Source organism: Marinomonas sp. CT5 (genome assembly GCF_018336975.1).
Classification (GTDB): Bacteria; Pseudomonadota; Gammaproteobacteria; order Pseudomonadales; family Marinomonadaceae; genus Marinomonas.
The window spans coordinates 3918222-3930237 of record NZ_CP025572.1 but is presented as its reverse complement, the minus strand read 5'-3'; the positions used below and the strand labels follow the sequence as shown (position 1 = coordinate 3930237).

Below are 12016 nucleotides of genomic sequence, written 5' to 3'. Positions count from 1 at the left end.
AGGGATACGTTTTTCATATCTCTATTTTTACCTTTGCAGAGAGGAGTCGTCAAGGGGCTAGTTATTCTTCTCCAACCCCAAGTAGTTCTCTATCCCTTTGATCTGGTCTTCCGCGTGGTGGTTGACGTAGAGCACGGTGGTTTCTTTGCCTTCACAAATTTTCTCGATAAGAGCGAGGACGAGCTGGCGGTTCATGTCGTCTAATCCAAGGCAGGGCTCGTCTAGGATCAATAATGGTGGGTGTTTCACCATGGCGCGGGCGATGAGTAACAAACGCTGGTCGCCGTAGGAAAGCTTGTTAAATGGCTGGTCGGCGCGGTCTGCCATGCCGAGCAGGGCAAGCCATTGGTCGGCGATGTTCTTCTGGTTATCGGTGGATTTGCTGTACATGCCGATGCTGTCGTAGAAGCCGGAAATAATGACGTTTTTACAGCTGGTGCTGACGCGATATTCCCATTGCAGTGCCGTGGAAACGTAGCCGATAAATTGTTTGATTTGCCAAATGCTTTCGCCGTTGCCGCGTTGGAACCCAAAGACAAAAATATCGTTGGTATAACATTGCGGATGATCACCGGTGATCAAAGATAAAACCCCGGTTTTGCCACTGCCATTGGGGCCGCTGAGTTGCCAATGTTGGCCGCGTTCTATGGTCCAATCTAGCTTATCAACAATCACGGTATCACCGTATTTGATGGTGGCTTGGTTGAGTCTGACCAGCGGTTGGTTTGGATCGAGTGCTGGCAAGGTGTTGGCTGGATCGGCCTCAGGCACTTGTAGGTCTGTGGTTTTTAAATGCAGTAACTGATACAGCTCGTTAAAGGCGCTTTCGTCTTGTTTGTCTACTGTTAGCGCCAGTTCGCCTTTATCTACATAGGCGACATGAGTGATAAAAGCCGGCATTTCATCAAAGCGGTTAAGCACTAAGATCATAGGTGTGGTGTCTATGATGGAAGCTAGATGCGCTTGCAACATGGCTAGAGTGTCAGCGTCTAAACCATCAAACGGTTCATCGAGGATTAATAAGTCCGGTTTGCTCGATAGGGCGCGAATCAGCATGACTTTGCGCGTTTCACCTGTGGAAAGTTTACGAAAGGCACGGTCAAGCAATTGGCTTAAACCGAACTTTTCTACCAAGGCATGGGCAAGCTCTGGGTCTTGGCAGTTGTCAAAAATCATTTCATGTACAGGCGTGCCGAGGGAAATCACGTCCATGATGTCGGCATCGTCTTTTTTCAGCTCTTTGGCAATCAGCTCCGCTTGGGCCTCAAAAGATACCAATCCCACATTGTTTGGCAGGCCAGTGATTGTGCCATTTTCAATGTCCCCCACGCCTGCCAGCACAGCCGCCAAGGCCGATTTGCCCGCACCGTTTGTGCCAGTAATGACCCAATGCTGGTTTGATTCAATCGTCCAGTTAATATTATTCAGATGAAAGCGCTCATCAAAATTAACGCTCAGATCGACTAAACGGATGGCAGTATCCATGAGAGATTCCTTTTCAAAGACTAAAAGCTAAAAGTAACGTGACAAAAAAGCCGAGTAACTCTAGGAGTCACTCGGCTTTTCTACAGAGACGATGTCGCGAGCGATACTAGGGCTAGGCAAAAATAGACGAGAAAGCGCAGTGTATTGGAATACATGAGCATTTCGAGTCAATTTTTAACACCGCCCCAGTGAGCGCAGTAATCGTCTTAAACGATTTTTTTCATGTCTGCCATGTGACCACGAAGTACTGCGCCAACAGCTTCTACAGGGTGAGAGCGAAGCGCTGTATTAACTTCGATCAAGCGAGCATTGTCTACGCCGTTGTCCTCTACAGAAAGACCTTTACCGATAACGTCGGTTTTGATGTCTTTCATGAAGTCAGCCAATAGTGGAACACAAGCGTGGTTGTATAGGTAGCAACCGTATTCTGCTGTATCAGAGATTGTCGCGTTCATTTCGTACAATTTCTTACGAGCGATTGTGTTCGCGATGAGCGGAGTTTCGTGTAGAGACTCGTAGTAAGCGGATTCAGCGATGATGCCAGCTGCAGTCATCGTTTCGAATGCTAGCTCAACACCGGCTTTAACCATAGCTACCATCAAGATACCGTTGTCGAAGAATTCTTGTTCAGAAATTTCAACATCGCCAGCCGGTGTTTTCTCGAAGTTCGTTTCTGCTGTGTCTGCACGCCACTGAAGCAAGTTTTTGTCATCGTTCGCCCAGTCTTCCATCATCACGCGAGAGAAAGTACCGTTGATGATGTCATCTTGGTGCTTGTTGTATAGAGGGCGCATGATCACTTTTAGCTCTTCAGAAAGATCGAATGCTTTGATCTTAGCTGGGTTAGAAAGACGATCTAGCATGTTAGTCACGCCGCCGTATTTCAAGGCTTCAGTGATGGTTTCCCAACCGTATTGGATCAAGCGAGATGCGTAGCCAGCGTCGATGCCTTCTTCAACCATTTTGTCGAAGCAAAGGATAGAACCTGTTTGCAACATACCACAAAGGATAGTTTGCTCACCCATAAGGTCAGATTTTACTTCTGCGATGAAAGAAGACATCAAAACGCCTGCTTTATGACCGCCAGTACCAACCGCGTAAGCTTTTGCTAGAGCAAGACCTTCACCTTTAGGATCGTTGTCTTCGTGAACAGCGATCAAAGTAGGAACACCGAAACCACGAACGTATTCAGCGCGAACTTCAGAACCTGGGCACTTAGGAGCAACCATGATAACAGTCAAATCTTCACGGATTTGCATGCCTTCTTCTACGATGTTGAAACCGTGAGAGTAAGATAGACAAGCGCCTTGCTTCATAAGAGGCATAACCGCTTTAACAACAGGTGTGTGTTGCTTATCTGGAGTAAGGTTCAATACAACGTCAGCTGTTGGAATCAATTCTTCGTAAGTGCCAACAACAAAACCGTTTTCAGTCGCGTTTTTCCAAGATTGACGCTTCTGAGCAATGGCTTCTGGGCGCAAAGCGTAAGAAACATCTAGGCCAGAATCGCGTAGGTTCAAGCCTTGGTTAAGACCTTGTGCACCACAACCGATAACAACCATTTTTTTGCCTTTAAGCGCTTCTACGCCATCTGCAAATTCAGAGCTGTCCATGAAACGACATTTGCCTAGTTGCTCTAGTTGCTCGCGTAGCGGCAAGGTATTGAAGTAGTTAGCCATTTTTTGATCCTAATTTTTGTGATTAAAGTATCCACATGACAACATGCTGATATTAAAAAAGAGTGACACAGTTGCGAATAAACATCTTCCGCAATCTGCGAGTAGGTTTAATCTATCTTAGTAGAATGTTTTCGTAAATTGATATATTCGCAATACAGTGTCCCATTTTTTGCAAATGAACATTCTGTTTATAACCGAATATTTATATCTCGATACTATGAGTGAAGAAGTTGGCCATGTTAAATGAAAAAATTGAAAAGCATTTAGTCGCCAAGAGGCTGGCTGTCATCATCGTCACGAGCGGTCACAAGTTGAAACTTAATGCGTCGTAAATTTTCTGATGTTTGAGGACCTTTTTGAATTGCGATTTCATTGGCTAATATATCCACGACTGCAAGCAATGCATAACGTGATGACGTTGGTTTGAAGATGTCATTGCCTTCTGGAATATCTACAGGAATAGCAATATTAGCAGCTTTTGCTAGAGGAGAGTTCGGTCGAGTAATCGCTATCACCGTTGAACGGTATTGTCTTGCGACCAAAGTACTATCAATTATTTCGTTATTTCGACCGCTTGTAGAGATTACGATAAGCACATCCTCTTCTTTCATCGTTGCCGCGATCATTCGTTGTAACTGAGAGTCGTTACATGCATTGGCATGTACGTCCAGTCTAAAAAAACGATATTCTGCATCCTGTGCGACAATACTCGCCCCACCACCTCCCCCAAAAATAACCACTCTGTTGGCTCGTACTATGTGGCTTACTGCATTATCAAGCGCGATATAATCAAGATTTGAATGCAATTGATGTAATGCTTTTTGAGCATCGCCTACAACATTAGTAGCGACTTCACTGATGTTTTGAGGCTCAATTTTTTGGCTTAAATAACGATTACCAACAGAAAGCGAACTGGCTAGTTTTACTTTTAAATCCCTTAAGCCCTGAAGCCCAAGTGATCGACAAAATCGAGTGATTGTCGGTGAGCTAACCCCAGATTTTTCAGCTATCTGGCTGGTTGTTGCGTGTATTGCGAAGTCCACGTCATCGAGAATTACCTTTACTAATAGCTGCTCTGAACGACTGAGCGAGCCACTAATTTCCTTCATTTTTGAAATAATATCCTGAGAGGTAACCATGAGGTTTATGCACCACTTAATTAGTACGTTTAGGTTATATATAACGACGTTATAGTAGCATAAAATGACATTGTCACTATTACCTTGTTTACCATGGCTGTTGCTTTAGGTAGGTGGAAATTTAGTGGAATAGTCACTTTATAAGCTGTTTTCTCATATAAAGTGACTGATTAGGTTTTAGACGTTTCTATTACAAAAGCCTAATGTTTTAAGATGGATCTTTATACGCAGTGACTTCAATTTCTACTTTGCAATCCACCATAATACGAGATTGTACACAGGCGCGAGCCGGTGGCGCTTCACCGAAATATTCTTTATAAACGCCATTAAAGCTCCAGAAGTCGCGTGGATCGTCTAACCAGACACCAACACGAACGGCGTCTTTTAAACTGTAGCCAGCTTCTTCAAGAATCGCGATCACGTTTTGCATAGTTTTATGGGTTTGAGCAACAATTCCCCCTTCGATAATTTCACCATCTTGCATTGGCACCTGCCCAGAAACGAACAAAAAACCACCCGCTTCTACTGCGCGAGCAAAAGGCAGATTTTGCCCGCCGGCCCCTTTTTTATCAAAACCGTATCGAGTAATTGGCATAAAAAACCTCACTTTGTGAAAATAATTTTCTTAAAAACGGCAATAATTGTTGACCGTGGTGGATATTTGATCATAATCGAGGGGTATTGTGAAATAAATTTTCACAAAAATAGCTTTTTAATTGCTTTTAGAAAATAGATTGGCCTCTGTAGATAACGTCGTTATTTTTTGAAAATAGCGATGTTTTTATCTTCAGTAATTTTTTTAATTCTAAACATGGTCTTAAAAATATGCTCAATAAGAATTCCAAAGACACAACAGTAAATAATACCCAGTCAGATAAAGTATTTTTTTTATCTGTTATGCAAAACAGTGTTGAAAATATTGGTAATAGAATTAATTGGTTAAATGAGCGTGTTGTAGGCTTATTAATTTTAATTTTGATTCTTGATGTTTGGCTTGGTGTGGTGGCTAGATATTTATTTCACTGGCAAATTCCATGGACAGAAGAACTGGCCCGTTACATCATGATTTGGGGAATATTGTTAGCAGTTCCTTGCTGCTGCTATCGACGTGAGCATATCGGCCTAGCTATATTGCAAAATCGTTTATCCACAAGAGTCCTACGTATTGTTAATGTGATTTTGGATTTAGTCGCATTTATCTTATTTACTCTCATTGCTTTCACTGGTGCCACTTTTGCTGAAAAGGGCCTACAGCAAGCCTCAATGGTTTTCGGTATGTCCATGTTTATTCCTTATGCCGTCATACCCGTTACTTTTGGGCTTTCTGCTGTACAAACCTTATTCGCACTGATTCGAGACTTCGGCCGTTTATACACCAATGATGATGCTCTTGGAGGTACTGATATATGATTGTTTTTTTTGTATTTTTTGGTTTGTTAATTTTAGGGTTGCCTGTGGGCATTGTCATGGCTGTAGCTGGAATTGTCGGGCTGGCTGACGTTGGTGGAATGCATTTTATCGCTCTAGCACCTAGTAAGGTTTTTAATGGTCTGAACATTTTTCCTTTTCTCGCGATGCCATTTTTCATTTTAGCGGGTGAGATAATGAACCACACGGGAATTACTAATCGATTGGTACTGTTTGCACAAGTACTGGTGGGACATTTTAGAGGAGGGTTAGCACATACGAATATGCTTTCTTCCGTTTTCTTCTCTGGTATTACTGGAGCCGCTACCGCCGATGCCGCTGCTTTTGGACGAACTCTAGTTCCCGCTATGGTTAAAGAAGGGTATAGCAGGCCTTTTGCCTGTGCTGTCACCGCGGCAGGTTCTATCATTGGGCCAACCATCCCGCCTTCAGGTCTTATGGTTGTGTATGGTTCGTTAATGGGGGTATCTATTGGTGGTCTTTTTGCGACCGGGATCCTTCCAGGATTGTTAATTTGTGTTGTTTGTATGGCAATCATCAGCACACTTGGTAAACGAAAAAACTTACCTAAAAGCGAGCGTCGAGCAAGCTTGAAAGTAATATTTACTGCGTTTCAATCCTCTATTTTAGCCTTAATTATGCCGCTTATTGTGTTGGGTGGCATCCTTTTTGGTGTAGTGACTCCAACAGAAGCGGCGTCTATTGCCGTTGCTTATGCATTATTTATTGGTGTGGTTGTTTATCGCTGTATTAGCTTCAGTGATTTGATGCATATGTTGATCAGAACAGGAAGAATCACCGGTGTTATTTTCTTAATTATTGCCGCGGCATCGATACTTGGTTGGTGGTTGAGCTTTATGCATATTCCTCAAACTATTGCCAGTGCAGTTCTAAGTGTGTCCTCTAACCCAAATATTATTTTGCTATTGATAATTGCTTTGCTGCTAATCATTGGCACCTTGATGGATATCACTGCGATGTTGATTATTCTAGCTCCGATACTGGTACCTCTTACACAAAGTATCGGTATGAATCCTTTGCATGCAGGGATTGTTTTTGTATTGGCACTCAACATTTCTCTTATGACTCCACCTGTGGGGGCATGTCTTTTTGTTTTGTCCTCAGTGACAGGTGAAAAGATGGAAAAAATAGCTATAGATCTATGGCCATTTTTGATTGGTGAACTCGCGATTTTATTAGTGTTCGCTTTTTCCCCAACGCTAGCATTATTCATTCCTCGGTTATTAGGTTTTTAGTAATAACCAAATAGAAAACAACATTAATCACTACGGAGAAATACAATGAAAAATACCTTTTTGAAATCATTCGGATTCACAACAGTGTGTGCTTTTATGATGGCGGCTTTGCCAATGACTGCGCAAGCTGAAAAAACCATTCGTTTTGGGCATGATAACAAAGCGGATATAATGGATAACCCTGCTCAAGCTTTCGCTGGTGTGTTTAAAAATATTGTTGAGTCAGCGACAAATGGAGAAATTAAAGTAGAAATTTTTCCTAATAATCAACTAGGTAGCGCAAAAGAGCATGTGCAGCAAGTTAAAGACAATATCTTGCAGGCCACTCTTACTTCTACTGGTGCACTGTCTTCTTATTATCCTCGTATTGGTGTTCTCGATCTTGCTTTTGCTTTTGATAATAATGCTGCAACGTATGATGTTTTTGATGGAGAGTTTGGTAAGACTCTAGCTAAAGATATCAATGATACTGTTGGGGGGGTTGAGGTATTAGGTTTTCCTGACACTGGTGGCTTCTTTTCAATCACCAACTCAGTTCATCCTATTAATACATTGGATGACTTTAAAGGAGTGCGTATTCGTACTATGACCTTACCTTCGCATCAAAAAATAATTCAAGCATTAGGTGGTGAAGCTTATCCTTTGGCTTGGGGAGAAGTTTATTCAGGGCTTCAAACTGGTGTTATTGATGGTCAGATGAATCCAATCCCAACAGTATCGTTCTCTAAATTCTATGAAGTACAAAAGTATCTTACTTTGACTAATCATTTATTTGCTCCTTATACATTCATGATGAATAAGGACTTTTTTGATGGCCTAACTGCTGAAGAGCAAAAAATCATTCGATCAGCTACTTACTCTGGCATCGTTGCTAGCCGAGGGCTTGCTCGTATTATTGAAGCGTCAGATGATCGTGGTATTGCTGGTTTGAGTGACAAAATGCAAATTAACTCTATTACGCCTGAAGAGCGAGAACTCTTCAAGAAGGCAACTCAGCCAGTCATCATCGACTTAGTGCAGAATCAACTTGGAGATAAAGGGACTGAGCTATTGAATAAATTTAGAGCATCTGTCGATGAGGCTAACAATAAGCAGTACTTAAATTAATAACCTTTCTAAATAGCGTTGAAATCCTTTTGTTCATTTTTATACAAAATAAGGTGGTTTCAACGCTACTTCTGTACTGAATTTTTTATTTGCTGAGCGCCTTAGGTCAAAAGAAGAATCATTATGAAAGTATTTGTCGCTTCCATTGCAACGGAAACAAACACATTTTCACCTATTCCAACTGATATTAGTTCATTTAAGGAATCCTTTTATGCTTTGCCTGGAGAGCACCCCGATACTCCGACTCTATGCAGTGCAACGCATATTGTATGTCGTCAGAAAATACCTAAATTGGGTTGGGAATTAGTTGAAGGCACAGCAACCTGGGCTGAACCTGCAGGTCTAGTTAACAGAAATACTTACGAAGGACTTCGTGATGAAGTTTTGCAACAGCTTAAAGAGGCCATGCCGGTTGATGGTGTGATACTCGGGTTACATGGAGCCATGGTGGCTCAAGGGTACGATGATTGTGAGGGCGATTTACTTTCAAATATTCGTCAAATTGTAGGTCCTAATGTAGTTGTTTCTGCTGAGCTGGATCCACATAGTCACCTTACTGCAAAGAGAGTAAAAAATGCCGATATCTTAGTGGCATTCAAGGAATTTCCCCATACGGATTTTGTTGAACGTGCTGAAGAGGTCGTTGATCTTACTATTCAAGCTATGCGAGGTGAAATTCGACCAGTTATTTCTACCTTTGATTGCCGAATGATTGAGGTTTTACCAACGAGTATTGAACCAATGCGTAGCTTTGTGGATAAGATGATCAGCCTTGAGAAGCAAGGCGGGGTTTTATCAATATCTGCTATTCATGGCTTTATGGCGGGTGATGTTCCTGAAATGGGCACTCAAATGATTGTTGTAACGGATGATCAGGCTGTGCTGGGAAGTAAATTAGCCGCTGAGTTGGGTATGGAACTCTTTTCATTTAGAGGAAAAACACGGCCTCGTTTTTTTAATCCAGATGAAGGTTTACGAGAGGCTATGGCAAGTCATAGCAAGCCTGTTGTGGTTGCGGACGTTTGGGATAACCCAGGTGGTGGTGTGGCAGGGGACTCAACCATTCTACTTAAAAAATTATTAGCACTTGGTGTCGACAATGCTGCTATTGGCTCTATTTGGGATCCCGTAGCAGTACGCTTTTGCTTAGCAGCAGGAGAAGGTGCAAACCTAACTCTGCGTTTTGGTGGTAAGTCATGTAATACCGCAGGAGGCCCTGTGGACGCCTTAGTAAAAGTAAAGCGCACCGTTAGAAAAGCAATGCAGAGTTTCGGCGATAGTATGGTTCCATTAGGCGACGCCGTTTGTATTGAATTAAATGGTATTGAAGTGATTTTAAACTCCAATCGAGCCCAGGCTTTTTCTCCGGATTTATTTTCGAATATGGGCATTGATCCACTTTCCAAAAGCATGCTGATTGTTAAGTCGACTAATCATTTTTACGGTGCTTTTTCGAAAATCACAGATACCATTGTTTATATTGATTGTGGCGCACCTTATCCAAGTGATCCAAAAACCAATAAGTACAAAAAGCTTATACGCCCAATATGGCCTATAGTGGAGAATCCCCATGATATTTAATAATATTAATCAATTAGAGACACCTTGCATTATTGTAGACGACGTTATTGTTGAACGTAATATTTCACGTTTTCAGCAGTATTGTAATGAGCATAATTTGACGTTACGTCCACACATCAAAACACATAAAATCCCTGAATTTGCGGTTCGACAATTAAAAGCAGGCGCTGTGGGAATCAATTGTCAGAAAATATCAGAGGCCGAAATCTTTGCCGATGCAGGAATCAAAGACATATTAATTACTTTTAATATTCTTGGTACTGAAAAGCTTTCTCGACTCGTTGCACTGGCGCAGAGAGTTTCTCTTACGGTAGTGGCCGACAGTGAAGAAGTTGTCAGTCAGTTATCTTCTGTTTTCACACAAGCGAATAGCGAAATTCGTATATTAGTCGAATGTGATACGGGAGCTGGTCGTTGTGGTGTACAGAGCCCAGTTGACGCTCAGAAATTAGCCCAATATATTGACTCCTCTAATGCGACTCGTTTTGTTGGTTTATTAACTTATCCCCATCCTAAAAAATCTGAAACAGCAAATGAATGGCTGGGGAATGCAAAAAAACTTTGCGAAGACGTTGGTCTTACTCCAGAAGTCATTAGTACTGGCGGTACACCGGGTTTGTATAATGCGAGTGTTTTCACTGAGGCGACGGAATATCGTGTTGGAACCTATATCTATAATGACCGTTCTTTAGTACACAATAACACCTGTACTTTTGATGATTGTGCGTTGAAAATTTTAACGACAGTCGTTAGTACTCCTACGCAAGATAGAGTTATTGTGGATGCGGGTTCAAAATCGTTAAGTTCAGATTTATTAGGCTTAAACGGGTACGGTTATGTCGAGAAATATCCTAAGGCGAATATTTACGCTTTAAGTGAAGAGCATGGTTGTATTGATTTTTCAGAGTGTGAAGCACGTCCAAAAATAGGGGATCAATTACATATAATACCTAACCATTCCTGTGTGGTTAGTAATCTATTTGATTATATTCATTTGCAAAGCTCTGATGGAACATTTAAGAAAGTAGCGGTTTCAGCGAGAGGGCGTGTCTGGTAGAAACTGAAGGGCTAGTTTTAAGTTATACAAAGCATCGATAATTTTTTTGAAGAAATGCGAAGGCCACTTTAAACAGAGTGGTTTTTTTTGATACATTTTCAACATAACGTCCCATTTTTTGCAAACATGTTTTATGATGATACGAAATGCATCTGGGTGACTTGTGTTATGAATATTAAAACCATCAAGCAGTTTCTGGTGTTATCGGAAACGCTTAACTTTGGCCGGGCGAGTGATGAATGTCATATTAGTATTTCGGCTTTGTCACGCAATATTCGACACTTGGAAGAAGAGCTTGGTGTTGCGTTGTTTAATCGCGATAATCGCACGGTGGTGTTGACTCAGGAAGGGCAAAAATTTCTTAAATACGCCCGTGATACCAGCCGACAATGGAGCTTGATACGTCATGAACTGACGGATAATTCCGATCAACTTAGTGGTGAGATTAGTCTTTATGGATCGGTCACAGCGAGTTACAGCTTTTTATACGAACTGCTTCGACACTTTCGAATTGCTTACCCAGCCATAGAAATAAAGTTGCGAACGGGTGACCCTGAGCACGCTATTGCGCATATTTTGGATGGCAAAGAAGACATCACCATTGCGGCGCGTCCCAGTCATTTGCCTCGTGGCCTCGAATTTAAACCCATTGCGATTTCTCCTTTATTGTTTATTGCTCCCCTCGAACAGCAAGTACCCAATGTTCCAACTGTCACACCGACCAGCCCAGAGGAGTGGGCAAATATCCCGATGATTTTATCGGAAAGTGGTGTGTCTCGAACGCGTGTTGATGAATGGTTTCGCCAGCATGACATTGCGCCACGAATTTACGCCCAAGTGACCGGTAACGAGGCGATTGTGAGCATGGTGAGTTTGGGCTTTGGGATTGGCGTAGTGCCAAAAATTGTCCTGGATAACAGTCCGTTAGTAGACCGAATTAAAGTGTTAGATGTGCAGCCTGAGTTGGAACCGTACGATATTGGCTTGTTTGCACTGAAGAAGGGGCTGAAAAACCCGCTGGTTGAAGCCTTTTGGAATTTGATGGAAGAAGAGGGGGGATGAGGTTTTAAATATCTTTATGTCATTGATATTTTGACTTTCAGACGTATACTTTTAAATCCAATCAACCTAACAAAGGAGGCTACCGATGCAAGAAATTGCATATCAATGTGAATTAGATTTCGCATTTCATCTTGGTGATTCACGCTCAGCGCAAATTTGTTGTTAACGCACAGATTTCGCTGATACCTCATTTCTAAACATTGTCAGTGCTCATCTGTGCAT

General features: G+C 42.0%; 10 protein-coding genes. 6 read left to right on the top strand and 4 right to left on the bottom strand.

Features of this window, described 5'->3' with window-relative positions:
• Positions 1-57 precede the first annotated feature (57 nt).
• The 4 genes from modF to C0J08_RS18760 all read right to left on the bottom strand — a co-directional run bounded on the left by modF (position 58) and on the right by C0J08_RS18760 (position 4898).
• Positions 58-1485, bottom strand: coding sequence for a molybdate ABC transporter ATP-binding protein ModF (gene modF / locus C0J08_RS18775; protein ID WP_212653421.1), 1428 nt, complete (start codon positions 1483-1485; stop codon positions 58-60).
• A 206-nt stretch (positions 1486-1691) separates the two neighbouring features.
• Positions 1692-3164: a ketol-acid reductoisomerase gene (ilvC, locus tag C0J08_RS18770; protein ID WP_212653420.1), complete on the bottom strand. Its 1473-nt coding sequence runs from the start codon at positions 3162-3164 to the stop codon at positions 1692-1694.
• A gap of 263 nt (positions 3165-3427) precedes the next feature.
• Complete coding sequence (locus C0J08_RS18765) at positions 3428-4273, bottom strand: MurR/RpiR family transcriptional regulator (protein ID WP_212653419.1); 846 nt, start codon at positions 4271-4273, stop codon at positions 3428-3430.
• Between the two features lie 238 nt (positions 4274-4511).
• Complete coding sequence (locus tag C0J08_RS18760; protein ID WP_212653418.1) at positions 4512-4898, bottom strand: RidA family protein; 387 nt, start codon at positions 4896-4898, stop codon at positions 4512-4514.
• A gap of 230 nt (positions 4899-5128) precedes the next feature.
• On the opposite strand from C0J08_RS18760, the gene C0J08_RS18755 reads away from it, so the two are divergent.
• The 6 genes from C0J08_RS18755 to ilvY all read left to right on the top strand — a co-directional run bounded on the left by C0J08_RS18755 (position 5129) and on the right by ilvY (position 11794).
• Positions 5129-5713, top strand: coding sequence for a TRAP transporter small permease (locus tag C0J08_RS18755; RefSeq protein WP_212653417.1), 585 nt, complete (start codon positions 5129-5131; stop codon positions 5711-5713).
• Positions 5710-6987 carry a TRAP transporter large permease gene (locus tag C0J08_RS18750; RefSeq protein ID WP_212653416.1) on the top strand — a complete coding sequence of 426 codons (1278 nt, stop codon included), beginning with the start codon at positions 5710-5712 and terminating at the stop codon, positions 6985-6987. The genes C0J08_RS18755 and C0J08_RS18750 overlap by 4 nt, the downstream gene beginning before the upstream one ends.
• A gap of 45 nt (positions 6988-7032) precedes the next feature.
• Positions 7033-8094: a TRAP transporter substrate-binding protein gene (locus C0J08_RS18745; protein WP_212653415.1), complete on the top strand. Its 1062-nt coding sequence runs from the start codon at positions 7033-7035 to the stop codon at positions 8092-8094.
• A gap of 123 nt (positions 8095-8217) precedes the next feature.
• Positions 8218-9675 (top strand): M81 family metallopeptidase, encoded by a 1458-nt coding sequence (locus C0J08_RS18740; RefSeq protein ID WP_212653414.1) that lies wholly within the window; start codon positions 8218-8220, stop codon positions 9673-9675.
• Positions 9665-10732, top strand: coding sequence for a D-TA family PLP-dependent enzyme (locus tag C0J08_RS18735; RefSeq protein ID WP_212653413.1), 1068 nt, complete (start codon positions 9665-9667; stop codon positions 10730-10732). Before C0J08_RS18740 ends, C0J08_RS18735 begins: the two co-directional genes overlap by 11 nt.
• A gap of 168 nt (positions 10733-10900) precedes the next feature.
• On the top strand, positions 10901-11794 hold the full coding sequence (gene ilvY, locus C0J08_RS18730) for an HTH-type transcriptional activator IlvY (protein ID WP_212653412.1): 894 nt from the start codon (positions 10901-10903) through the stop codon (positions 11792-11794).
• Positions 11795-12016: the final 222 nt, after the last annotated feature.

Excerpts from the sequence above, each read along its gene's own strand:
- modF (WP_212653421.1), bottom strand. The coding sequence starts at position 1,485 with ATGGATACTGCCATCCGTTTAGTCGATCTGAGCGTTAATTTTGATGAG.
- ilvC (WP_212653420.1), bottom strand. The coding sequence starts at position 3,164 with ATGGCTAACTACTTCAATACCTTGCCGCTACGCGAGCAACTAGAGCAA.
- C0J08_RS18765 (WP_212653419.1), bottom strand. The coding sequence starts at position 4,273 with ATGAAGGAAATTAGTGGCTCGCTCAGTCGTTCAGAGCAGCTATTAGTA.
- C0J08_RS18760 (WP_212653418.1), bottom strand. The coding sequence starts at position 4,898 with ATGCCAATTACTCGATACGGTTTTGATAAAAAAGGGGCCGGCGGGCAA.
- C0J08_RS18755 (WP_212653417.1), top strand. The coding sequence starts at position 5,129 with ATGCTCAATAAGAATTCCAAAGACACAACAGTAAATAATACCCAGTCA.
- C0J08_RS18750 (WP_212653416.1), top strand. The coding sequence starts at position 5,710 with ATGATTGTTTTTTTTGTATTTTTTGGTTTGTTAATTTTAGGGTTGCCT.
- C0J08_RS18745 (WP_212653415.1), top strand. The coding sequence starts at position 7,033 with ATGAAAAATACCTTTTTGAAATCATTCGGATTCACAACAGTGTGTGCT.
- C0J08_RS18740 (WP_212653414.1), top strand. The coding sequence starts at position 8,218 with ATGAAAGTATTTGTCGCTTCCATTGCAACGGAAACAAACACATTTTCA.
- C0J08_RS18735 (WP_212653413.1), top strand. The coding sequence starts at position 9,665 with ATGATATTTAATAATATTAATCAATTAGAGACACCTTGCATTATTGTA.
- ilvY (WP_212653412.1), top strand. The coding sequence starts at position 10,901 with ATGAATATTAAAACCATCAAGCAGTTTCTGGTGTTATCGGAAACGCTT.